Here is a 24,389-nt window from a genome sequence, read left to right on the forward strand (position 1 = left end):
GTGCCACCACCAAGCTTTATTTGAGACAGTTGTTATCATTGTTATTTTTATTAATACAAATATGGTTGATAGAATTATAAAATGCAAGTGTTTTTATTGAAAAATTTTTAAGAAAGCATCTTTGGCTTAATATTGCTCACAAATATACTTTAAAATAAAACCTGATAAGCGTGCATTTGTGTAAGACTAAGCGTGATATTTAAGGATTCTAACAGCAGGCGTCTGATAAAATAGGGGCAATGAAAACTAATAGAATACAAAATGAGCTTTATTGTTCCCTTTGGAAACTAATGTAAAAGAGGCAATTTTGCTATCACGGATGACTGCTGCAAATACAAAACGCTTGAGGTATTTGACAAAGTAGACTTGTTGCGGGGCAATACCTTCGAGATCGATATCACTTGTTTCTTTTCTTCCTGTTTGAGCAAAGCTAAGATATTCCAGTTGGTTGATATCCTTGCTCTGTACATTTATCCTGATTTCATCGATGCTTGCCAATAGGTATTCCTGTAGATCTTCGTCCAGTTTTTTTGATGTTATTAGATCTTGGCTTAAAATAATATCAGTCGCTAAATTAGGATCATTCAAGCGCTGGACAAACTTTTTTAAAACAACAACCTGTTCATTGGAAGTTTGTTGTTCCTGAGCAAATAGGCTTTGGCTGACAATACAGCCAATAAACATGAACAACAATAGCTTTAATTTTATCTTCATACTTGTAAGACTTGTCTTCATCAAAATAGATTAAAACTATGGAATAAAAACCTTCGGGAGGTTATGGATATCGTACTGAGTTGTCTCCGAAGAGAGGGCGATGTCTTTAATAAAAAACGCCTTTTGAATAAAGGCGTTTTTTATTTTTTAGTATTCATCTTCATTGAAGAAGAAATCGTCTTTTGTTGGATAGTCGGGCCAAATTTCTTCGATATTTTCATATGGCTCACCATCGTCCTCAAGAGATTGTAAGTTTTCAATCACCTCAACAGGTGCACCCGAACGAATAGCGTAATCGATTAATTCATCTTTTGTTGCTGGCCATGGTGCATCTTCTAGATGCGAAGCTAATTCTAATGTCCAATACATATAAAAACAATTTAAGTTCTCTATTTTCGCAAAACTATGATTTAATTTAACTTAAGCAAGTAAATCACGTGTTATTTTTGCTGTATTAATATAAGTTGTTGATTTTTAGCGTTATAATATTTTTAGATATTCTCAAAGTCACTTCCCTTTTCGTTTAACGCATCAAGTCTTGGTGACACTGATTTGATTTCTGGGTTTGGATAATCATTTTCGATCAAGCCATCTCGCATGCGTACAATACGGTGTGCATGTAATGCGATATCCTCTTCATGTGTGACTAGAATAATGGTATTACCCTTGGAGTGAATTTCCTCCAGTAGGCCCATAATTTCAATGGACGTTTTGGTGTCAAGGTTTCCTGTTGGCTCATCGGCAAGTATAATGGAAGGATCGTTGATCAATGCTCTTGCAACAGCAACACGTTGTCGTTGTCCACCCGATAGTTCATTAGGTCTATGATCCATACGATGCCCTAAGCCGACACTTTCCAATGCTGCAGTAGCTTTTTCCTCACGTCTAACTTTATTATAGCCCGCGTAAATTAGGGGAAGCGCAACATTTTCAAGTGCTGTATTCTTTGGTAACAGGTTAAAAGTTTGAAAGACGAAACCAATTTCTTTGTTTCTTACTTCGGCGAGTTCATCGTCAGTCATGTCACTCACATTAATCCCATTGAGGATGTATTCTCCTCGGCTTGGCGTATCCAAGCAACCGAGAATGTTCATTAACGTGGATTTGCCTGATCCTGAAGGCCCCATTAAGGCCACAAATTCTCCTTTATGGATGTTGAGTGTAACGGAGCTTAAGGCATGAATTGTTTCCGCACCAATTTGGTATTCTCTAGCAATATCCTTGATTTCGATTAAGATCTTTCCTGACATATTTTTTGGAGGTTCTCTAGGTTATGAAAATACGATTTATTCTTCATAATCCAATAGGAATGCATTTTGTCGTATACAACTTTTTCTAGTTCCGATGCATTATCATCGTTAAAATCTTTAGTTTCTATCGGGTTGAATACATGGATTTTAACTATTCCTGGGCGAGATCCCCTTTTCGAGCCGTCATCGAAAAAGATATCCCAGGCATTTTCTATGATAATGGGCACTGTGGGAACGTCATTTTGAATAGCGATTCGAAAGGCTCCGGATTTAAATGCGTGAATCTGCGGGGGGAAACCATCATCGATTTTTCCTTCTGGAAAGATAACGACACTTCTACCATTTCGGACGAGTTCATTGGCACGTTGGAAGGCCTTGAAAGAAGAAACTTTACTTCTTCTTGTGACCGGGATATCTATTGTTTTGAAAAAAATACGTGTAACCGGATTTTTAAGCAATGAAGCTTTTCCGATAAATGAAAAAGGAGCTGGGCACAAATAGGTGAGGGCTGTTATATCCAAGACCGAAGTATGATTGGGACACAATACCATGGAACGGTTCCAATCTATTTTTGATTCATAGCTCACCTTAAAAAATACACCAGCTAGGGCCGAACCACCAACTGATACCCAGCGTCGCATACGGGCGATTCTAGCATAGTTTTTTTCGGGACGTCGTGCTAAAAAATAGATATAAGGGAAAAACAGAAGAAAAACAAGTAGAACGCTGATAAAATACCAATACCGATGGAGTTTTTTGAGCAATAGGATCATACAAGTCAACTAATTTTGACCTAAAGTAAAGAAAGAAAATGGATAATTAATTATCCATTTTCTTTTTTAGTCTACTGTGAAACCATATTTCTTGTAAATATTCTTGGCTGTTGGCGAGTCCATGAATTTTAAAAAGTCATCTGCAGCCTGCGCATGCGGCGCGTTTTTCAGCTTTGCAGCGACGTAAGTTGCAGTTGTATTTTGCACATCAGGAATGGTGATCCCTTCAACTGGATGGCCAATTAGTTTTTGGTAAACGACTTCAGAAGCCCAAACGGGAGCCGCATCGGCCTGTCCATACAATATACGCATGGGGCTCTCCCTATGGTGGATCTTGGTCAGATAAGTGCTGCCATCTTTGACCTTATCTTCCATGATTTTCTTGACGAGTTGTTCGCCCCCGGCTTTTCTATAGGATGCTTTGATCTGCTCCCCAATTCCTTCCCATTGGGGATTAGGCATGCTGATACGAACTTTGTCATTCCCCAGATCATTCAATGTTCTGATATTAGCGGGATTTCCTTTTGGAATCATCAAACAGATATTGTTGTAGCAATAAACCTGTGTATGGCTGAAGTAATCTGCCATCTCGTTGATCGCTCGTTTGCTCGCTGTGTAAATATCGGGCTTATGGGTAATGCGTAGATTCCCTATCGTGATTGATCCGCCTTTAATCTGTTTAGCTAAAATGCCCGGCGGCAGGGTTTCAACAAAAATACGTTCGTATTGTGGGTATTCTTTTTTGAATGATGCAAGTAGATCATCGACAACCATAAATTGATTGCCAGCGAAAAAGACAGTAAGCTGCGGATTCTCGATATCACCATATAAATCTGGAATATTGTCTATCCCGGGTACCGTAAAATTTAGAGCCGATTCTGGTGGATTATTCCAGGGGGGATCAAAACGATGTTCTTGTGCCTTAATTTCCTGGGCTCCCAATAATGCTATTGTTAGACCAAGCAGTAGAAAATTTTTCATTATACTTATGGTTTAACGATAACCCAACCTTCATTTGCTCTTAAGATTAATTCACCATTTCCGCTAGGAACATAGCCTATAAAATCAAATAGTTCTTCTTTGGCAATATGTTTCTCTTCCAACGTATTCAGGCACTGCGCTACGATAACGCCTTTCTCGACGAGGTCTTTCAAAGGTTTCTCATATTGGCTGTTCTTTTTTAGGTAAGCTTCGGTACCACCGGAAAATGCAACCAACTCAATCTGTAAGTGTCCTTTTAACCGTGGGTCTTTCAAGACATTGTTAATATTACGGATTGCTTTTTCAATTGTTTTTGGATCATTGCTGTCCAGCTGATAAATGGCTTTATACGCTTTTTTCTTAGCAACGGCACCGCTATATTGATGGTTATTGAGCAACAATTTATTGTCCTGTGCTTTCGCTTGAATAGTCATTATCGCTACTAAAATGCAAGCGATTGTAAATTGTTTTTTCATATTTATTATTGATTTAATGGGGTATTTATGTTTAAAAATTAAAAGGTCCGAGTTTATGTTGTTCTGTACTAACGTTATCGGCATAAGGTGGATAGGGGCTATCTTTGGGTTTTTTGCTTAGATTAGGATAGTCCAATTGCTTGTTTGTTTTTTGAGGTCTATCGAAAGAATTGATATATGCTGCGACATCATAGGCCTCGTCGTCTTTCAATTGAGGTGCATCATAAGTTGCGCCTAAAGGCATATTAGCTTTGATAAAACGAGCCGCGGTAAGCAATCGTGCCATTCCAGCACCATCATTGTAGCTGTCTTTTCCCCATAAGGGTGGATATTGATATCCTTTTCCCGCTGTTTGTGGTAGCCCCTGACCATCCTTTCCATGGCAACTTGTACATTTATTCTCAAAAACCAATTGACCATGTTTCAAGTCCGCGGCACGATTGGGAATATCCATTTTTATAAATCCTTGGCCTGCCAACCGACCTTTATTAACTGTATTTATGCTGATGTTTTTAATATAGGTGATAATGGCTCTCATTTCCTTGCTATTTTCAGGAATGGCTCGGCCGTTCATGCTTCTCTCAAAGCAACCGTTGATGCGCTCTTCAAGTGATTCAACCTTATTTTCTCGTCCAATATAGGTTGGAAAGACATTGGTGAGCCCGACATAAGGGGCAGCAAAAGCCTTTGTGCCTCCATTGAGATGGCAGCTACTGCAGGCAAGCTTGTTTCCGATTTTGACCTCCCCATCATAGAAATAATCGTATGTATTTTTGATTAGCTTTTCACCATAACTGGCCATTTTACCTTCGGGATTATCTTTGAATGAGATTTCCTTAAATTGGGAAACGTGCGTAATAAGCGAGTCGTTGCGCATTTCAAGAGAATCTGTTTGCTTTTTGTTTTCCTCATGTTTTAGTGGAAATACACATAAGGTCGTACATGTAATAACCAATGCTACAATGATCCAGCTGAGTGCCTTTAAATAATCTGTTAGTTTTTTATATTCCATTACGCTAATTCATTTGTACAAATCTAGCCGCCTCAAATCTGGAATTAAAACGAAGTTTGTTTATGAGATATAACATTTGGTTATAACTTGAAGTTTTGCCGCAAACAGAATTGCAGAAACTGGTTGGGCGTACCGGCAAGGCCTCCATATAAATGGGTAAAATAGAAATAACGTTCTATTGTCAATTGTGGAATATCAACAATGGTCAATAGATTATTTAACACTTCTTTTTGCACTGTATAAATAGATAAAAAAGCAAAGCTGTTGCGACGAGCAAGGTAGCCTTTGATACTCTCTGTTGAAGGCAAGATCATTTCTATCTGTACTTCGGATAGATTAATGCTTTTATCTTTTAGTGCATTCTCAATAATTGTTCGTGTACCTGAGCCCTGCTCGCGTAGTACCAAAGGTAAGCGCGTGATATCGGATAATATTGGATTTTTTAATTGAGCTAATAGTGGGTTTTGGCTATTTGTGACCAGAACTAGCTCATCCTTCATAAAAGGAATGTATTTCAGCGCCCGGTTGTCGGTAGACCCCTCCGTGATACCTAAATCCAATGTTTTGTCGATAAGCTGCTCCTCAATACTGCGGCTATTGGATTGAAAAGACTGGATACGGTTGTTGGGATATTGGGATAGAAAATCGGCAAGCAGAGCAGGTAAAACATATTGGGAGATGGTTGTGCTGGCTCCTAAGACCAGCTTTCCTTTTCGCCCTTCCTGCAACTCCTGTATTTCTTGGCCCGCCTGATTATACAGATTGATAATCTGTTGGGCATATTTATAGAGAATTTGACCTGAATCGGTTAAATTAAGATTGTTGCCCTTTCTTTCGAAGAGTGGTACGCCAAGTTTCTTCTCTAGTTCTTGGATGTTTTTGCTTACGGCTGGTTGTGAGATGAAAAGGGCCGAAGCCGTTTTGGTGAAATTAAGGTGCTGAGCCGCAGTGTAAAATACAATTAAACGAAAATCAAAATCCATAAAACGATAAAGGGTTATTTCTAAAATTTAAAAATAACCCTTTATCTAATGAAAAACTAAATTATTTGCTTAGTTCCGCGTAATATTTATGAAATAAAGGAATTGTTGATATTCCCATAAGGTAATTCTCAATACCATACTTTTCATTGGGAGAGTGTAGGTTGTCACTATCTAGTCCGAAGCCTAAGAGTACAGTCTTTAAACCCAATACTTCTTCAAAAAGAGCGACGATTGGGATCGAACCACCACCACGCGTTGGGATAGGTTTAACACCAAAGGTGTCATGCAGGGCTTTTTCTGCCGCTTTGTAAGCAACACTGTCGGTCGGTGTGACGACAGGTTCACCACCATGATGAGGTTTAACTTCTACTTTCACATAATCTGGTGCAATAGATTCAAAATGTTTTTTGAAAAGCTCCGTAATACGGTGAGAGTTTTGGTTTGGTACAAGACGCATTGAAATTTTTGCATTCGCTTTTGAAGGCAATACTGTTTTGGCGCCTTCACCGATATAACCACCCCAAATACCATTTACTTCTAAGGTTGGGCGAATACCGGTGCGTTCTAATGTTGTGAAACCTTTTTCTCCCCAGATATTTTGGATACCCAGGTCAGTTTTGTATGCTTCAATGTCAAAAGGTGCTTCATTTAATGCTTTACGTTCTTCAGCCGTCAATTCGACAACATCATCATAAAATCCAGGGATAGCGATATGATTATTTTCGTCATGTAATGATGCAATCAGTTTTGCTAATATCGTCGCAGGATTGGCTACTGCTCCACCATATACGCCGGAGTGTAAATCTCTATTAGGCCCCGTAACTTCAACTTCAACATAAGAAAGTCCACGTAAGCCAGTTTCTAACGATGGTTGAGCCATGCTGATCATCGATGTATCGGAAATAACAATAACATCAGCTTTCAGTCTTTCTGTATTTTCTTTAACAAATGTGCCCAAATTGACTGAGCCCACTTCCTCTTCACCCTCAATCATAAATTTGATGTTGCATGCTAATGCATCATTTTTAATCATGTATTCGAAGGCTTTTACATGCATATAAAACTGACCTTTATCATCGGCAGAACCACGTGCATAGATTTTGCCATCACGAACCGTCGGTTCGAAAGGAGGGGTATCCCACAACTCGTATGGATCAGCAGGTTGTACGTCGTAATGACCATATGTCAACACTGTAGGAAGTGCCGGATCGATAATTTTTTCTCCATAAACGATTGGATTACCAGCGGTAGGACAAACTTCTACATTGTCGGCTCCGGCTTCACGCAATTTCTGAGCAACAAATTCAGCAGTTTTTTCAACATCTCCTTTAAATTTAGGATCGGCACTTACTGATGGTAAACGCAATAAATCAAACAACTCATCCAAAAAACGTTGCTTGTTTGCTTCTACATATTCTTTAATGTTTTGCATATTGTTTGTGTTTGAAACAAATTTACACAAATCGAGACATTTAACTCAATTTGTTGTAACCTTTTCGGGGATGGTTGCGACTAATGTAAAAACTAATTCAAATAATTATGGAAAAGCAATCAGTAGGAGCCATTTTAGGAATCGGACTATTTACATGTATCACCTTGTGTGTTTATTTTATTATGCGGTATCGGAGCGTGGCTGTACAGATTCCGGGTGAAAATAAGAAAAGAGAGTCACTAGATTGGCAAAAGCCCGGGATTTTGGTACTTGGTATAGGAATAGGATTATTCATTGTGGGAATTTTGGACAACTACATGAATACTGATTTGCCAGATTCACTTGCCGTCGCAATTTTGATTATTTCTGCGGGTGTTGCAATGATAATTGCTAACCGATTGGATAAAAAACGCGATATTTAACCCGCCAATGGATGAAATCTATATTCGAAAAGTTCTATCAGGCGATGTGGAATCCTATCGTTATTTTATAAAAACGTATAAAGATATGGCATTTTCTGTCGCTCTTTCTATTGTAAAGGAAGAGCATTTGGCAGAAGATGCCGTTCAGGATGCATTTATAAAATGCTATCAATCGCTGTCTTCCTTTAAAGGGAAATCGAAATTTAGTACCTGGTTTTACCGAATTGTTGTGCATGTTGCTTTTAATGCCATTCGTCATAAGAAACTGGAGTTGGTCAATTTTGATCTATCCCACCATGACATGTCGCATGAAGATTCCGTATTGGATGAAATAATCGACCACGAAAGAAAAGAAATGATCAACGATGCACTCACTATTCTGCCCGCTCGCGAGTCTGTTGCATTACGGTTGTTCTATCTCGAAGAACAGTCGATGGATGAAATTAAAGAGATTATGGGCTGGACATTAGCGAATACCAAAGTGATCTTGCACCGGGCCCGTAAAAATATGCAGATCATTTTAAGTCAGTTAATTAAAAAAGCGGAGTATTATGGATAAGGAACAGGAAAAATTCAAGAAAGTTATGCAAATGAGTAAAATAGAAATGCCATTTGATGATTTTGAACAACGTATCATGAACGGTATTGCTGCGCTCGAGAAAGATAAAGAGAAAGCCCTGTCAAATAAAAAGTATGCGATTACATTTTTTCTTCTTGGGACTGTTTGTGGCATGATGTTCAATAATTATCTGATGGCCAAAATTCAAGTTGCAGACATTGCCCCGGATCTTAAAAATTATAGCACGATTGGTGGCCAGTTATCTTTTGCTGTTTTGATATGCTTTTTCTGTCTTCAGTTGTGGCGTTTGATCAATATGCAAAAGAAGAGGCATTATCAGGTATAGTGAAGATCTTTTGTATGAATACATCGGATCTGAGCTGCTGTAAAAAGGACCTCTTATTTTGCTCGAATGGGGAACTATGAACCAAAATCCAATTTTTAAGAAATAAAATTAAATTTACTGTAACAAAACATTGGTTTTATCTACTAATGTTATATTGATATTAATTTACTATCCAACAATTTTATGAAAAGAGTTTTACAAATTCTCTTATTTTTCATTTTTGCTATTCCTGGTTTGGCTTTGGGCCAATCCAAGATTGCTGGAAAAATAAGTGATGTAAAGGACCAACTAAAGTTATCAGACGCAACAGTTATGCTGTTGACCGCTAAAGATTCCATATTAACAGGCTTTACGAGATCTGACGAAAATGGTCTTTTTTCCTTAGCCAAGCCCGATACAGGAGCTTACGTGCTGATTGTGAGTTATCCCAAGTATGGCGATTTTTATACGGAGATTCAATCTGGAGTGGATTACTCCAAATTGGCTATTGGCCTAACCAATACAGCCACATTATTACAAGAAGTCATCGTTACTGGACGCATCCCAATCACAATTAAAGGTGATACCACAGAATATGATGCCGGTAGTTTTAAAGTTGAGAAGAATGCCAAGGTTGAAGATCTGTTGAAAGCTTTGCCTGGCATCACGGTTGATGCATCTGGAAAGATTACTGCACAAGGTAAAACAGTCAAAAAAGTATTGGTAGATGGTGAAGAATTTTTCGGTGATGATCCGACACTGGTGACACGAAATATCCGATCGGATATGGTGGATAAAGTTCAGGTATACGAGAAAAAATCCGAGCAGGCAGAGCGAACAGGAGTGGATGACGGTCAGCGTGAGCAAACGATCAATGTAAAGCTAAAAGAAGGCTCTAAAAATGGCATGTTCGGAAAAGCGCTTCTTGGCGGTGGAACCGACGACTATTATATGGGGCAATTGATGTTGAACAAGTTTAAGGGATCGCAGAAAATATCAGTTTATGGGCTTTTCGGTAATAATGGTACTACGAGCATGAACTGGCAGGATGCACAAAAGTATGGTGGTGATTCAGGTGTTTCCTATGGTGATGACGGATCAATGAGCTGGTCTAATTTTACGGATCCTTTTTCTGGACAAGGGGTTATTGGTGTACCTAAGGCTATAAATTCGGGCGTTAACTTCTCGGATAAATTTGATAAGGATAAACATACAGTCAACATTAACTATAAATATGGAAGATTGAGCAGCGATGGAAATGATGAAACGATTACGACCGGTTTGATCAATAACAAATCGGTGAAGAATGTAGATTCTGAAAATGACCAGCATCGTGCGAATCTGAAATATGACCTGAAATTAGATTCGTTAAATCTCTTAACCATACGAGGCGGGGCATCAAGAAAGAATCTTTGGTCAGATAACAAGCGTGAAGCTTATCAGTTTGGCCAAAATGCAGATACAACTATTGCTGAGAATACGCGAGAATTGGTGAAAAATAATATCAACGAGCTCAATTTTAGCACTTATTTTACGCACAAATTCAAGAAAAAAGGACGTTCTTTTACATTCGATGGTCAATGGAAAAGAAATGAGATGAAAGGTACTGGACATTTAAATTCCGACCTGAGAAATTATAGCTTAAAAACGGATTCAACTACAGATCAAAGTAAGGTGCGTAACAATACAAGTGACGTGCTAAGCGCTTCAATTTCCTATACCGAACCTTTATCCAAAATTTGGAATCTTGTTGTGGGAACAGGAATTGAGCAAAGTAATAGTAGTTCCATCGTGGAGTCTTTCAATATTGATGGAGCCGGAAATTATACTCAATTGGATCGTCGTTTCAGTAATAACTACGATTTTGATAGAAGCAGCAATAGGTACAAATTGGCTGTAGTTCATACAACTGAAAAATTTAAGTTCACTGTGGCTAATAATTTCAATAATGACAAATTGAAACAGTTCAATAACTATACAAGCGAGGGGATTACAAGAAGTTACTTTACGTATAATCCAAATGTAAGTGCAGGTTATTCCTTTACAAAAACTAAGGGGTTATGGATGAACTATACCGGTAAAAATCAATTACCTTCTTTAAGCCAGATCCAACCGATCTTGGATAACTCAGACCAGATTAATCGCTATTTGGGAAATGAAAACTTAAAACCATCATTTAGAAACTCATTAAATCTGAATTATAATTCGTTCCGTGTGTTGACCGGAAACTATGTTTATGTCGGTGGTAATATCTCTACCGAAAAGAACCCGATTACGCAGAATATTGATACCCTAAAAGGGATTAATACATATACTTGGAATAATGTTGATGGTAAGACAAATACTTCCTTGAACGTATGGTCTGGAGTTTATTTCAAGCTGAGCAAAAAACTTGGCCTGTCCAACTCGCCACAGTTTTATGTGAATATGAGTGATAATTATAATATGTTCAATCACCAATTGAATAAAGTCAATACGACGAACTTTAATTTTACGTATAATTTCAAGAGAGATACCAAGACAGGTTTAAATTTTGACCTGAACTTTAGTCCGCAATATCGTTTGATGAAATCAAGTTTGGAACGCAATACCAACAGTAATGGTTTTGTTTTCGCTTCCAACGGAAGTGTGGAGTATTTTTTCAACAAAACATTTAAGGTTTATACCAATTATACCTACTCCTACGAGGCGGCCACCAAAGCTTTTGATGAGAAGTTTGAGCAGTTTTTGTTGCATCCAGGTGTAAGCAAGAAATTCCTGAAAAATGAATCGTTGGTGTTGGATTTTATGATCAACGATGTTCTTAACCAGAACAAGGGCTTTAGTCGTTCGGCATCGACTTCTGTCTTTACGCAACGTCGATATGATACGATACGCAGATATTATATGCTTAAACTATCATGGGATTTTACAAAAATGTTTTTATAAAATATTAAGCGAAATACAATGTTAAAATATATCTTTTTTCTCTTCTTCTGTTGTTCAGCCTTAGGTCTTAAAGCACAGTATACATTGTTTGGTCGATCGGGAACTATTTCCTACGATAAGACGATGTATATGAAGAATATCGTAAGTAAAAAATTCATCGCTAAGGCCGATGATAACTCAAAACAGTTTTTTGAGCGTATAATACCGAGATTACCAGAAAGTGCCGTGTTAAAGAAGTCAATGAAATTCAATACCACGGAGACGTTGTTCGAATCGGTAAAAGACGAGAGCCTGGATGCAGAGATTAAGCAGTATATTATGATGCTTGCGCTAGACTTTGATGCAGCAACACTTTCAAATATGTCCAACCGATCCTTTTTGAGATACAACGATATCGTAGGTGAAAAAATCATCGTTCAGGATTCCATGAAACGCATCAAATGGAAAATCACAGATGAATACCGCGATATCGCTGGCTACAATTGCAGGAGAGCCAATGGTATTACACCAGACTCCATTTATGTCATTGGATACTACTGCAATGAAATCCCTATCAGTGGCGGCCCCGAATCCATCAATGGTCTTCCGGGAATGATTTTAGGCTTGGTTGTACCTAGTCAGCACGTCTCCTATTTTGCAACAAAAGTTGAACTCAGCAACACAGTTGTGATGGACAAAAAGAAATTTGAGAATACGAAGGTAAAACGAATGACAAGAAAAGCCATGACAGATCAGATTACAGGTGTGCTGTCTCAACATATGAATAAAGAAACTGTTCAATTTATTATGGAACTTGGCAATTTATAAAAATCACAGCATGCTGTTCACATCATATGTTGTGTATTTCTAACTGTTTAGATAAAAAAGCTCTTCTTTTGAAGAGCTTTTTTTATGATTTTTAATTTGTATTATGTTGTTAATCAATGGTCTGTTTTATTTTTTTAATATCTTTTTATTACTTGTATTTTTTTTGAGATAAACTTAAATTAACTGAAACAAAATATTAGTTTTGTGCACGAATTTTATTATTTATATAATTATATACTATCCAAACCATATTATGAAAAGAGTGGGGCAACTACTTTTACTTATTTTATTCTGTTTCTGCGGAATAGTTCATGCTCAATCCCGTATTGAAGGAAAAATCACTGATGTAAAAGATCAGCTTAAGCTGCATAATGCAACAATTATGTTGTTAACAGCTAAAGATTCCATTTTGACCAATTTTGCCCGTTCGGATGAAAATGGTAAGTTCTCTCTTGAGCGGCCTGATACTGGACAATATTTTATCATTGTAACCTATCCGAAATACGGTGAATATTACGCGGAGATCCTGCCAGGGCAGCATTACAGTAACATGTCTATTGGAATGACCAGCAGCGCAACCTTGCTGGAGGAAGTCATTGTTATGGGACGGGTGCCCATTAGTATCAAGGGGGATACAACGGAATATGATGCTGGAAGTTTTAAAGTGGAAAAAAACGCTAAAGTTGAAGATTTGTTGAAAGTCCTACCTGGGATTACCGTCGATGCCTCTGGAAAAATTACTGCCCAAGGAAAAACAGTGAAGAAAATGCTTGTTGACGGGGAGGAGTTCTTTGGTGACGATCCTATTTTAGTAAGCCGGAATATTCGTTCTGATATGGTTGATAAAATTCAGGTCTATGAAAAGAAGTCTGATAAGGCTGAGAAAACAGGGATTGATGATGGTGAACGTACACAGACAATCAACGTGAAGTTAAAAGAGGAGGCTAGACGTGGAATATTCGGCAAAGTGGATGTTGGTGGAGGTAGTGATAAATTCTACGCTGGACAGGGCTTTTTGAACTATTTTAATCAATCGTTTAAAGCTTCGGCTTATTTGATTGCAAGTAATACAGGCAAGAGTGGGCTCAGTTATGAGGAAGTATCAAACATGGGGGGAGACTACGATAGAGGCGATAATTTTAATGGTGAAGGTATTCCTAAGTCCTTGAATACGGGATTTCTATATTCAGATAAAACCGCTAACAAAAAACATGCTTGGCGGATCGACTATAAGCATATCCGATCCGATGTTGATTTGGATCGCAGCTTGTTCACACGCAATGCGGCACGCGACACGATATTGACTAGCAACAGCAGCACGTTGGCGTCAAATGAAAACAGAAAGCATAATATTGGTTTGAAATATGAATTTAAGGTCGATTCCATGTCGGATTTAACGGTTTGGGCAGGTGCAAACAAAAGGCATGATAATAGTTCTTCAGAGACACAATCAACTACTGTTAATCAATTTGATCAAAAGATCAACGATAACATGCGAAAGTTTAAGAACGATTCTAGGTCAGAACAGTATAATGCCTCAGCACTCTATGTAAGACGTTTTAAAAAGAAAGGCCGTTCGTTATCATTCAACTATTTTACATCGGGCAATAAACAGGATGGTGAGCAAGATTTGTTTTCTAAACTTAGATTTTACAAAGAAGGGAATGCTGAAAGAGATTCGACTCTCGACCAGAAGAAATTTGTTAAAAATAGCTCTTTTTCCACTGGGGGTGAATTTGCTTATTCCGAACCGCTTTCAAAAAAGATTATCCTTTCTTTCGAATATGGATTGAATCTCAACAGAAATAACAACGCAGTTAGGTCTTTCGATAAAAATCAGCATACCGGTACTTTTGATAGACTAGATAGTTTGTATAGCAATGATTTCTTATATAAAACGATAAAAAACACCTATAATTTCGCAATTAATTACAAGCCCCTAGAAAAGCTAGTGGTCAATGTCTCGAATAAGTTCGAAAATAGTAATCTGTCGCAATTAAACCGTATGGAGAATTCGAGACTTTCACGATCATTTTTTGTATATAATCCGGTGGTTGATGTTAATTATGAAATACAAAAAAATAAATCGATCAATTTGGAATATCAGGGTACCAATGGTTTGCCCTCTTTAAATCAGATCCAGCCACTGCGGTCAAATTTGGATCCGCTGAATGAATATTTAGGTAATGAAAATTTGAAACCATCTTACACCAATAATTTGAACCTAAGCTTTAGAACCTATTCTGTATTGGAAGATAAGTTTATAGGTGTCTTTTTAAGTGCATCACGTACAAACAATGCATTGGTGCAAAATACAACGATTGATTCACTGGGTAAGACGACATTTGTTTGGGGAAATTTGAATCATAATAGCAACAATCAAATTAGCATCAGGCCAATGTATTACGGCAAATTATGGAAAAAAATTCAATTGAGACATGGTGGCGGTCCATCGGTATCTTTCAGCAACAATTATAACTATGTCAATACTGTTTTGGCGAATGCCAAAGTGCAGCGTTATGGGTTCAATTATAGTCTACAGCGATCGACAACGAAAGGCTTGGACTTTGGTATTGAATTGTCTCCAGGCTATCTTATTCAAGATAATGCCATTGGCGCAATGGAAGATAGTAAGGGATTTACGTTTTCATCTGAAGGAAACCTAAAGTACTTTCTGCCAGCGAAATTTATTGTTCGGGCAGATTTTAGCTATAATTATCAGGCTCCTACGGCGGTGTACAGTAAAAAATTTGAACGATTTGTGCTGAGCCCTGCATTATCAAAAAAATTCCGAAAAGATGAAAAGTTGGAATTGACTTTTATGGTTAATGACCTCCTCAAACAGAATGTGGGTTTTGACAGAAGTCAAAACGGGACACTACTGACCGAACGCCGATACAACACAATCAGTAGATATTATATGGTTAAGCTGACTTGGGAAATAAATAAAATGCTCGTAAAATCGAAATAAAATGAAAGATATCAAAAATTTACTCGTCCTATTGCTGTTCCTTTTCTGGGGAGCCACAGCTTTTGGACAATATGCTTATTTTCCTACGCAAGGAACAATTACCTATGACAAAACCGTGTTTCTTAAAAACCTGCTCAAACGCTATGCAACCTATGCAAAAGACGAGGATACACGTAGCTCTATCAAAGAAATGATCGGGCAGATTCCCGAAAATCAGGTGTTGAAAAAGAAACTGACATTTTCCAATGATGAGGTCCTCTATGAGCATATTGCTGAAGAGTATTCGGATGTTGTTAGCGGGCTGATGCGGTCTGGAATTTTTGAGTCAGGGATAAGTGGCTACCAAAATTTGAAAAGTAAAGCATTTAATTCTGTCTTTGAGTTAGGCGGGGAACGGGTTGTCTTGGCAGATTCGACATTAAAGATCAAGTGGAAAATCACGAATGAATACCGTGAAATCGCAGGTTACCCCTGCCGTAGGGCCAATGGACTTGTATTGGATTCCATCTATGCCGTTGCTTTTTATACGGATCAAATCCCTGTTTCGGGAGGTCCTTCGGCCTTTAATGGACTACCGGGGATGATCCTTGGTTTGGCGGTTCCAGAGCTGCATTACAATATGTTTGCAACGAAGGTTGAGTTGGGAGCCGTAAACCCTTCATCGGCAACCTTGTTAAAGAAGAAAGATAAACCCTTGACCAGGCAGCAGGTTTATGATAAACTGAAGGCCTCTTTCGGTGATTACCTGGGTATTAAGATTTACAATTTGGTGATGGCCTGTACATTTCTGTAAAAGCCAACAAAAAAGGCCTTTCATTTGAAAGGCCTTTTTTATGTTTAACTTCGAAAAAACTATTTTCCGTCGTTTTTCTTAGCAGTAACTTCGTTACGAAGTTCTTGTGCTAAGGTTTTGATTTCTTGTAATCCTTTACGTACACGTGTACCAGCTGCAGAATTACCATTGTTGAAGAACTTGTCTGCATCAGCTTCGATAGAAGCTACTAACTCTTTTAATTTTACGTAGTTTTCCATTTTTTTATAATTATAATTTTAGTTTTTATGGTTTTTCCTAAACACTCCTTAAATATACAAAAACGAATCAAATAGAAAATAAATTTCGTTTTTTTTTATCGAAAAAGCTTAAAAAAAACTATTCAACAATCTTAAGTTCGTCAATAATGTTGGTTGCTCCTGCAAATTTATCGATGATAAATAATACATAACGGATATCAACTGAAATTGTACGTTGTAGCTTGTGGTCGAAGATCACGTCACCAGCCATAGCTTCAATATTACCATCAAAAGCTAGGCCAATTAATTCGCCGTTGCCATTTATTACTGGTGAACCTGAGTTTCCGCCTGTTATGTCGTTGTCACTTAGGAAGTTCACTGGTAAATATCCTTTCTTGTCGGCATAACGACCATAGTCCTTATTATTGTACAAATCCATCAAACGTTGTGGTAAATCAAACTCTTCGTCGCCCTTTTTGTACTTCGCAATAGTGCCTTTTAACGTCGTGTAAAAGTTTTTGTCAGCGTCATTACGGGGATCTTGTGGTAGGCCTTTGATCGAACCGTAAGTTAAACGTAACGTACTGTTCGCATCTGGATAGAATTTACCTTTTGGATTCGACGCTAATACCCCAGCGACATATTTACGATAAGCACCTTCAAATTTGTCGTCTTGTGTTTTCCAGCTAGGATCTACTTGACGGTATCTGTTAAGTAAGGCCGAAGAAAGTTTATACAATGGGTCATTGGCTAAAATTTCAGCGTTAGGGTTCTCCAGGTAATTGTTCAAACGTTCAGCAGAAGCGAAGATGCTGTTCTTCACAGATTCTTTGACATAAGCCGTAAAGTCACCATTATTTTTAGCAGCCAATTCTGCAATATATGGTGCAATATTTCCTGCTTTTTTAGCATAAAGATTCAATTCGTCAATCAATACTTGCTCTTCAAGCGGCATGTACATTTTTTCATAACCTGCATCGATGGCAGATTTTAAACGAGGAAGAATAGCATTTCTTCTTGCTTCATCTCCAGCAGTATATACTTCTAAACCTGATCCAATTGTGTTCGGTAAAGCTGCAATTGCACTAGAACGCAACATGCCCATTAAATAGTTGTCATGTCTAGCTTTCTCGTTTGTCGAAGCATAAAATTCGTTGATTGTTTTGATGACATCACCGTATTCTGCTTTGTTTGCAGCTTTATTTGCCCATTTGTCAAATTTAGCTTCGTCTTTTGCTTTAGATTCTGCAGTTTTATGTAATGTCAAAGCATCAATCATTCCTTGACGGTTTTTCCAGTAATTAGCTACCTGAGAGTATTTTGAAGCGTAGTTCAATTTTACAGCTTGGTCTTGATCCATGAATTTTTTCATGGCATCCATACCTGTTTTAGAAGCTTCTACCCAAGCTGGATAAGCGAATTTAACATTCTGATTGATTCCTCCAGCGGGCATCCAACGATTGGTACGACCTGGATAGCCTAAGATCATCGCGAAATCTCCTTCTTGAACACCTTTTAAGCTGACAGGTAGGAAATGTTTAGGTTTCAAAGGCACATTATCTTGTGCATACTCTGCTGGATTACCATTTTTATCGGCGTAAACGCGGAAAATTGAGAAATCTCCGGTATGACGTGGCCATTCCCAGTTATCCGTATCACCGCCAAATTTTCCAATGCTATTTGGGGGTGTTCCTACCAAACGGACATCATTGTAATCTTGGTATACAAAATAATAATACTCGTTGCCTTGGTAGAATGATTTTACTTCAACCACATATTTACCATTTTCGCTATTCTCTTTTTGAATTTTGGCAATTTCAGCAGCAATGATTTTTTTTCGTTCATCTTCAGCCATTTTGTTGTTGACCAAACCTAAGATTCGTTTTGAAACATCATCCATGCGCACAAAAAAGCGAACCGACAAAGATTTAGGCTTTAACTCTTCATTTTTGGATTTGGCCCAGAAACCATTTGTTAAATGATCATTTTCTGGTGTAGAAAGTTCAGCAATAGCACCATATCCACAGTGATGGTTGGTGAATACCAAGCCTTGATCAGAAACGATCTCAGCAGTACAGCCACCATTGAATTGTACGATTGCATCTTTTAAGCTAGAGTGGTTAATGCTGTAGATTTCTTCGGCACTTAAGCGAAGCCCTTTTTTCTGCATATCTGACTCATTCAGACGCTTTAGATACATTAAAAACCACATTCCCTCATCGGCAAATGCAGCAAAGCTTGTTGTGATGAACAACAAACACATCCATAATTTTTTCATATCAACCTGATAAAAAGTTTGTTTATACCCTACAAAAATGCTTTAATTCTCTTAAAAACCAAAATATTAGACTTTATAATATGCTTTTTACCAATTTTTATGTCAATTGAAAGTAAATGTGTACCGTATTGGTGGTCAAGGAAAGTCAAATGGACTCTTTTCCTTATCTTTGCAAGATGCAGCAATCATTTGAAAATTTTAAATTCAATAAACAGATCTTAAATGCGATAGCGGAGGCGGGGTATCAACAACCGACAGAGATCCAAGAAAAGGCAATTACTCCAATATTGGCCGGGCAGGATGTGATGGGAATCGCTCAGACGGGAACTGGAAAAACAGCGGCATTCGTTTTGCCGATGCTGATGAAGCTAAAATATGCTCAGGGAAATGATGCGCGTGCGTTGATTTTGACACCAACGAGAGAATTGGCCATGCAGATCGAAGAAAATATTAAGTTGTTTTCTACTTATCTTGATTTGCGTTCAGTGGTACTTTATGGTGGATTAGGACCAAAAACTCAGATAGAAGCACTCGAAAAAGGAGTGGATATTATCGTGGCAACTCCAGGTCGATTTTTAGACTTGTACCTCGAAGGGCACATTGTTGTCAAATCACTCAAATTTTTGGTCTTGGATGAGGCCGATAAGATGATGGATATGGGTTTTATTAGTAAGATCCATCGTGTACTTGAAATTGTGCCACGCAAACGTCAGAACTTATTGTTCTCAGCAACAATGAGTGAGCTTGTTCTCAAAATTGCAGGTGATTTCTTAGCGTTTCCGACCATTATTGAGGTGTCCGAACAAGCTACACCAGCCAAGACGGTAAGTCAGGCGCTATATGTCGTTCCTAACCAAAAGACAAAATTGAATTTACTTCAACATCTCTTGAAAGATGATGAAGCGTTTAGTCGACTGATTGTTTTCTGTAAAACAAAGCAGGTAGCAGATAATGTCTTCCACTTTTTGGAACGTAAATACGGTAAAGATGAGGTTCGTGTTATTCATGCCAATAAAGGTCAGAATACACGTATCAACTCCATCAATGCGTTTAAGGAAGGGAATATTCGTATTTTGGTCGCAACGGATGTGGCGGCGCGAGGGCTTGACGTTTCTAATGTAAGCCATGTGATCAACTTTGAAGTACCTATTGTTATAGAAGATTATGTGCATCGTATTGGACGTACCGGGCGAGCTTTCAATGAGGGGGATGCTATCACGTTCTGTAATGATGCTGAGAAATATTATGTTCGCAAAATCGAAAAATTGATCAAGCAAAGTATTCCTGTCTACGCACTACCAGAGGATGTTTTTATAGAGAAAACACCCTTTCATGAAAAACAGGATATTGCACGAGAGATTGATAATCAAAAGCGGAAAGATGATCCAGATTTCCAAGGTGCTTTTCACGAGAAAAAATACGTTATCAAACAGAAAGAAGTGCGGGAGGCACAACGAGCTTCCGGATTTAAACCAAAAGCAAAAAGTAAAAGTAAGTCTGCAGGCGGAAAATCGGGAGGAACAAATCGTAATTTTAAAAAACGTTAATTTATTGTGCGCTTTACACCACTAAATATCGCTAGTGCATGCCTTGTTGCCTGGTTTGTTATGGAAAACCCCAATGACGAAAAGGCCTTATTTACTTGGGGCGCATTTATCCTATTGTTGTTGATATTGACCGTCATTGATATTGTATTTAGGGTCTTTGTAAAGCCAAATAAAAAAATGTGGTTATTACAATTGGCATTTTTGGTAGTCGTTTGTGTCACCAGTTTAATTGTCAAAGTAACCTTTGGGTAAGAAGTAAAATTAAAAATAAAGACGAGTTAGGTTGTGAATCGATGGCAAATATAGTTCCTGTTTCAAAAAACATAGCTCAATATAAATAGCTCAATAATATTAAAATGAAAAAAGCTGAAATAAAATTACAGGTAGAGTTAGATGAAAACAACGTGCCTGAAAATATCATGTGGTCTTCTACAGATGGAAATAATGCGGAGGAATTACCTGCAAAAGCGATGTTTTTAGCCCTATGGGATTCACATTATAAAAATTCAATGCGTATTGATCTTTGGACTAAAGATATGCCCTACGATGAGATGAAACGTTTTTTCTATGAAACGCTGCAAACATTGGGCGACTCTTTTATCCGTTCTTCAGGCGGTGATCCGATGGCGGAAAAAGTTATTGGCGACTTGCGTGATTACTGTGCGCATTTTGCAGATAAAATGGAAGTTTTAATGCCACAACAATAGTTTTTAACGCTTAACAGAAATTTGACCATGCAATACTTCTTAGTAAAATCTGAACCATTTAAATATAGCTGGGAACAATTTAATAAAGATGGCCGTACATTTTGGGATGGCGTTCGTAATTATCAAGCTAGGAATAATATCAAAGCTATGAAAGAAGGGGATCTGGTTCTGTTCTACCATAGCAATGAAGGAAAAGAAGTTGTGGGGGTGGCCAAAGTCGTCAAGGAATTTTATCAAGATCCGACAACAGATGATGAGCGTTGGGTCGTGGTGGATCTGGCACCTGTAGAGACGCTGAAGAAATCCGTTACGTTGGAAACCATTAAGGCTGATGAACAGTTGCAGGATATCGCCTTGGTCAGACAAGGACGTTTGTCTGTAATGCCTTTGAAGCCAGAAGAATTTGATCGGATTTTAGCGCTTGGCAACGCGTAAGCTAGCGCAAATAAATCGACCCAGTGTATGGGGATATAAAAAAAGGGAAAACGATCGTTTTCCCTTTTTGATTATTTACAAGGTATGTAAGTCATGAACATCAAGCATTAGTTCTTTTGGCTAAAAAGACTGACCAGCGCTTTTAATTTTTTTGCATTTTCAGGCTTTAATTTCCCCGCGAGAATAAGGCGCAGTTCTCTTCGTTGTAATGCATCTTCGTAAGCTTTGTGTTCTATATCTGTTTCCGGAATTAATACAGGCACAGCTTTAGGATTGTTATCCGCATCAACAGCAACAAAGGTATAATAAGCTTCGTTGGTTTTTACACGGGTGCCTTCCGGTAAATTAGACGCGAAAATTTCCATGCGTACTTCCAAAGAACTATTAAACGCACGCGTTACCTGAGCTTGTATCGTGACGACCTCACCAAGTTTAATGGAGCGCTTAAAAGATACATTGTCGACTGATACTGTTACGACGACATTGCTACAGTGTTTTTGAGCAGCAATAGCCGAACAGATATCCATCCAATACAATAAACGGCCACCCATCAAATTCCCAAAAGTATTTGTGTCGTTGGGTAATACCAATTCGTTCATCTCAGTGTATGACTCTCGCGCAAATTTCTCTATCATATCATTATTTGTCATTATCGTCCAAACGTTTTGAATTGATTATCTATGATTGCCAAAGAATCCATAAATGACGTCGGCACATAACCCAATTCAGCGTTAGATCTAGTCAGATCAAAGCCTGTCTGCCGTGGCCTGTTCTCCGCCTGTCCAATGCTGGCAGCACTGATCTCTGAAATCAGTCCTTTGTCTAGTTGCCAGTAGTCTGCAATTTTGTAGACTGCCTCATTGATCGACATTAATTCTGCTCCTGAAATATGAAATATTCCCTGCGCTTTTCTGTCAATAGCGAGTTGGCAAGCATAAGCTAAATCATCCACAAAGGTAGGCATTCTCCATTGGTCATTGACTACTTTTATGGGTTCATTTTGCGACAACTTACTTTTAGCCCATAATACTAGATTCGAACGATTGGGGTCAGCATTGATCCCATATACTAATATCGTGCGAAGGATAGCATAATTACAGTTGGATTGTACAAGCACTTGTTCGGAAGCATATTTACTCTTCCCATATTCACTTTGTGGATTGGGGAGATCTGTTTCATCATAAGGCGCATTTTTTTTGCCATCAAATACAAAGTCCGTGGATAAGTGGATCAGTTGTGTCTGATGTGCAGTACAATAGGAAGCCAGATCGGCTACGAGATCGACGTTAAGCAATTGACATGCTGCTTGATCTGCTTCACAAGCTTCCACACTGGTCATAGCTGCTGTATGTACAATTGCATCAAAAGTTTGTGCAGATAAAAAATCTGTCAGTTTTTCCCGATCCGATAGGTCTACCTGAAAGAAAGCATAATTCACTTGATTCGGGTTACGATTTGGACCCTTTGAAATGGCGACAACATCATATTGGTCATTTTTAGCAAGTAAATCAACGACTTTTTGGCCAAGGAATCCATTGGACCCTGTCACTAGAATTTTTTTCATCAACAATAATTAAATGATATCCAAGCACCTGTTTATAAAGACTCGTTTGCAGGGTCTTAAGTGCGCTGTTTAGTTTATTCGTGTATGTCTACAAACTAATTTACTAATCTCTGTTATAGTATTTGAGCATATAAAAAGCTAGATTATCACATGCTGTTAGACACAAATCCGCCTTTTTTGTTTTAGTTGGTCCATATAAAATCCATTTTACTGGATTGTTTCATGATATTTTCAACTACTGTTTTTTCTAGATCCAAAATGGATTTTAAAGCGTTATAATCGATTTTATCGGCATCATCGGTCGGCATATGATAGTCTGGGTGTCCACCAGTATGGAAAAACAACACCGGTATATTCTTTTTGTAGAATGAAGTTTGGTCAGATCCGCCGTTGCCATCCTTGCTAAGATTAAATTTTATAGGTGCCTGAACATCTTTGAATATAGCTGGCCATTGACTACTTGTTCCATAGCCGATTACAGCAAGGCCATTGCTGGGATTATAACGGCCGATCATATCCATATTGAGCATGGCTGTGATTTTCTCCAATGGTAGGGTAGGGTGTTCCGTAAAATATTTGGAACCAACTAATCCCAATTCTTCCGCTCCGAAAGCAATAAACAACAAGTTGTAGGGTTCTTTTTCATTGTTGCTGCTAAAGTAACGTGCGAGCTCCAATAAACCAGCAGTACCAGAGGCATTATCGTCGGCTCCATTGTGGATTTTGCCTACTCCTAAGGAGTCTTTTGAACTTCCTTGACGACCTGTTCCCAAGTGATCGTAATGTGCGCCTATAACAACTGTTAAGTCTGCACCATTGTCAATAAATCCAATGATATTATCTGCATTGCGAATGCTGTCTGCAACTTTTACTTTCCAGACTTTGGCTTTGAAGGATTGGCGGTACCCTTTTTCACCTTTAGGCTCAAGTTTGTATTTTTTGAATTCCTTTTCAATATAATCTGCAGCTTGAAATACTTCCTTACTGCCCGTTCCCCGTCCCTGCATTTTGTCGTCAGCGAGGTAATAGATATGTTTCTTTAAGTTGGAAACTTCGATCTGTTGTGCCTGTGCTATTTGGATTCCTAGTAGGCCGCAAAATGTCAGAAGTAGGCTAATGTTTTTCATGCTAATAGTAGAGTTTAGATAGTTGTATTGGGGTATATGTACAAAAAAATAAAAGCCTTGGGATTAACAAGGCTTTTAGGGATATTT

General features: G+C 38.2%; 25 protein-coding genes. 11 read left to right on the forward strand and 14 right to left on the reverse strand.

The annotated features are described in order from the left end of the window. Positions 1 to 246 precede the first annotated feature (246 nt). The 9 genes from B4Z47_RS23570 to B4Z47_RS23610 all read right to left on the reverse strand — a co-directional run bounded on the left by B4Z47_RS23570 (position 247) and on the right by B4Z47_RS23610 (position 7,621). Positions 247 to 714, reverse strand: a complete 468-nt coding sequence (locus B4Z47_RS23570) for a hypothetical protein (protein WP_286728052.1) — start codon at positions 712 to 714, stop codon at positions 247 to 249. A 147-nt stretch (positions 715 to 861) separates the two neighbouring features. Further along, on the reverse strand, positions 862 to 1,083 hold the full coding sequence (locus tag B4Z47_RS23575) for a DUF2795 domain-containing protein (RefSeq protein ID WP_028072584.1): 222 nt from the start codon (positions 1,081 to 1,083) through the stop codon (positions 862 to 864). Positions 1,084 to 1,205: 122 nt separating this feature from the next. Beyond that, a complete protein-coding gene (locus tag B4Z47_RS23580; RefSeq protein ID WP_075991101.1) occupies positions 1,206 to 1,964 on the reverse strand; it encodes an ABC transporter ATP-binding protein in 759 nt (252 codons plus the stop codon). Further along, the gene (locus B4Z47_RS23585; RefSeq protein WP_088160278.1) at positions 1,946 to 2,737 is read right to left on the reverse strand and encodes a lysophospholipid acyltransferase family protein; all 792 of its coding nucleotides are present in this window, start codon (positions 2,735 to 2,737) and stop codon (positions 1,946 to 1,948) included. The genes B4Z47_RS23580 and B4Z47_RS23585 overlap by 19 nt, the downstream gene beginning before the upstream one ends. Before the next feature lie 66 nt (positions 2,738 to 2,803). Further along, a complete protein-coding gene (locus B4Z47_RS23590) occupies positions 2,804 to 3,718 on the reverse strand; it encodes a substrate-binding domain-containing protein (protein WP_088160279.1) in 915 nt (304 codons plus the stop codon). Between the two features lie 5 nt (positions 3,719 to 3,723). Continuing rightward, complete coding sequence (locus B4Z47_RS23595) at positions 3,724 to 4,194, reverse strand: DsrE family protein (RefSeq protein WP_075991104.1); 471 nt, start codon at positions 4,192 to 4,194, stop codon at positions 3,724 to 3,726. A 31-nt stretch (positions 4,195 to 4,225) separates the two neighbouring features. Next, a complete protein-coding gene (locus tag B4Z47_RS23600) occupies positions 4,226 to 5,206 on the reverse strand; it encodes a c-type cytochrome (protein WP_075991105.1) in 981 nt (326 codons plus the stop codon). Between the two features lie 80 nt (positions 5,207 to 5,286). Then, on the reverse strand, positions 5,287 to 6,189 hold the full coding sequence (locus B4Z47_RS23605) for a LysR family transcriptional regulator (RefSeq protein ID WP_088160280.1): 903 nt from the start codon (positions 6,187 to 6,189) through the stop codon (positions 5,287 to 5,289). Positions 6,190 to 6,250: 61 nt separating this feature from the next. Continuing rightward, positions 6,251 to 7,621 carry a dipeptidase gene (locus B4Z47_RS23610; protein WP_075991107.1) on the reverse strand — a complete coding sequence of 457 codons (1,371 nt, stop codon included), beginning with the start codon at positions 7,619 to 7,621 and terminating at the stop codon, positions 6,251 to 6,253. A gap of 107 nt (positions 7,622 to 7,728) precedes the next feature. Here B4Z47_RS23610 and B4Z47_RS23615 point away from each other — a divergent pair, with 107 nt between their 5' ends. The 7 genes from B4Z47_RS23615 to B4Z47_RS23645 all read left to right on the forward strand — a co-directional run bounded on the left by B4Z47_RS23615 (position 7,729) and on the right by B4Z47_RS23645 (position 16,426). Continuing rightward, the gene (locus tag B4Z47_RS23615; protein ID WP_145327816.1) at positions 7,729 to 8,043 is read left to right on the forward strand and encodes a hypothetical protein; all 315 of its coding nucleotides are present in this window, start codon (positions 7,729 to 7,731) and stop codon (positions 8,041 to 8,043) included. 7 nt (positions 8,044 to 8,050) lie between these two features. Further along, on the forward strand, positions 8,051 to 8,602 hold the full coding sequence (locus B4Z47_RS23620; RefSeq protein WP_088160282.1) for an RNA polymerase sigma factor: 552 nt from the start codon (positions 8,051 to 8,053) through the stop codon (positions 8,600 to 8,602). Beyond that, positions 8,595 to 8,948 (forward strand): hypothetical protein, encoded by a 354-nt coding sequence (locus B4Z47_RS23625; RefSeq protein WP_075991110.1) that lies wholly within the window; start codon positions 8,595 to 8,597, stop codon positions 8,946 to 8,948. Before B4Z47_RS23620 ends, B4Z47_RS23625 begins: the two co-directional genes overlap by 8 nt. 183 nt (positions 8,949 to 9,131) lie before the next feature. After that, positions 9,132 to 11,855, forward strand: a complete 2,724-nt coding sequence (locus B4Z47_RS23630) for an outer membrane beta-barrel protein (protein ID WP_088160283.1) — start codon at positions 9,132 to 9,134, stop codon at positions 11,853 to 11,855. A gap of 18 nt (positions 11,856 to 11,873) precedes the next feature. Then, a complete protein-coding gene (locus tag B4Z47_RS23635; protein ID WP_088160284.1) occupies positions 11,874 to 12,662 on the forward strand; it encodes a GLPGLI family protein in 789 nt (262 codons plus the stop codon). A gap of 253 nt (positions 12,663 to 12,915) precedes the next feature. Continuing rightward, positions 12,916 to 15,633 carry an outer membrane beta-barrel protein gene (locus tag B4Z47_RS23640; RefSeq protein ID WP_286728060.1) on the forward strand — a complete coding sequence of 906 codons (2,718 nt, stop codon included), beginning with the start codon at positions 12,916 to 12,918 and terminating at the stop codon, positions 15,631 to 15,633. A gap of 1 nt (position 15,634) precedes the next feature. Further along, the gene (locus B4Z47_RS23645) at positions 15,635 to 16,426 is read left to right on the forward strand and encodes a GLPGLI family protein (protein WP_088160286.1); all 792 of its coding nucleotides are present in this window, start codon (positions 15,635 to 15,637) and stop codon (positions 16,424 to 16,426) included. A gap of 59 nt (positions 16,427 to 16,485) precedes the next feature. Here the strand turns inward: B4Z47_RS23645 and B4Z47_RS23650 are convergent, their stop codons facing one another. Together B4Z47_RS23650 and B4Z47_RS23655 are read right to left on the reverse strand one after the other, a co-directional pair. Beyond that, positions 16,486 to 16,665, reverse strand: a complete 180-nt coding sequence (locus B4Z47_RS23650) for a histone H1 (RefSeq protein ID WP_070562307.1) — start codon at positions 16,663 to 16,665, stop codon at positions 16,486 to 16,488. A 118-nt stretch (positions 16,666 to 16,783) separates the two neighbouring features. Further along, a complete protein-coding gene (locus tag B4Z47_RS23655; RefSeq protein WP_088160287.1) occupies positions 16,784 to 18,922 on the reverse strand; it encodes a S46 family peptidase in 2,139 nt (712 codons plus the stop codon). Between the two features lie 176 nt (positions 18,923 to 19,098). Here B4Z47_RS23655 and B4Z47_RS23660 point away from each other — a divergent pair, with 176 nt between their 5' ends. The 4 genes from B4Z47_RS23660 to B4Z47_RS23675 all read left to right on the forward strand — a co-directional run bounded on the left by B4Z47_RS23660 (position 19,099) and on the right by B4Z47_RS23675 (position 21,611). After that, entirely contained in the window at positions 19,099 to 20,469 is a 1,371-nt protein-coding gene (locus tag B4Z47_RS23660) for a DEAD/DEAH box helicase (protein ID WP_286728063.1), read from the forward strand. A 6-nt stretch (positions 20,470 to 20,475) separates the two neighbouring features. Then, on the forward strand, positions 20,476 to 20,721 hold the full coding sequence (locus B4Z47_RS23665; protein WP_075991115.1) for a hypothetical protein: 246 nt from the start codon (positions 20,476 to 20,478) through the stop codon (positions 20,719 to 20,721). Between the two features lie 104 nt (positions 20,722 to 20,825). Next, on the forward strand, positions 20,826 to 21,176 hold the full coding sequence (gene gldC, locus B4Z47_RS23670) for a gliding motility protein GldC (RefSeq protein ID WP_088160288.1): 351 nt from the start codon (positions 20,826 to 20,828) through the stop codon (positions 21,174 to 21,176). Between the two features lie 27 nt (positions 21,177 to 21,203). Continuing rightward, positions 21,204 to 21,611: an EVE domain-containing protein gene (locus B4Z47_RS23675; RefSeq protein WP_075991117.1), complete on the forward strand. Its 408-nt coding sequence runs from the start codon at positions 21,204 to 21,206 to the stop codon at positions 21,609 to 21,611. A 107-nt stretch (positions 21,612 to 21,718) separates the two neighbouring features. On the opposite strand, the gene B4Z47_RS23680 is transcribed toward B4Z47_RS23675, so the two are convergent. From B4Z47_RS23680 to B4Z47_RS23690, 3 genes are all read right to left on the reverse strand, one after another. After that, positions 21,719 to 22,246: an acyl-CoA thioesterase gene (locus B4Z47_RS23680; protein ID WP_046674180.1), complete on the reverse strand. Its 528-nt coding sequence runs from the start codon at positions 22,244 to 22,246 to the stop codon at positions 21,719 to 21,721. A gap of 14 nt (positions 22,247 to 22,260) precedes the next feature. Continuing rightward, positions 22,261 to 23,175, reverse strand: a complete 915-nt coding sequence (locus B4Z47_RS23685; RefSeq protein ID WP_088160289.1) for an SDR family oxidoreductase — start codon at positions 23,173 to 23,175, stop codon at positions 22,261 to 22,263. 182 nt (positions 23,176 to 23,357) lie between these two features. Continuing rightward, positions 23,358 to 24,302 (reverse strand): M20/M25/M40 family metallo-hydrolase, encoded by a 945-nt coding sequence (locus B4Z47_RS23690; RefSeq protein ID WP_088160290.1) that lies wholly within the window; start codon positions 24,300 to 24,302, stop codon positions 23,358 to 23,360. Positions 24,303 to 24,389: the final 87 nt, after the last annotated feature.

The organism is Sphingobacterium sp. UBA2610, from assembly GCF_002339225.1.
Taxonomy (GTDB): domain Bacteria; phylum Bacteroidota; class Bacteroidia; order Sphingobacteriales; family Sphingobacteriaceae; genus Sphingobacterium; species Sphingobacterium multivorum.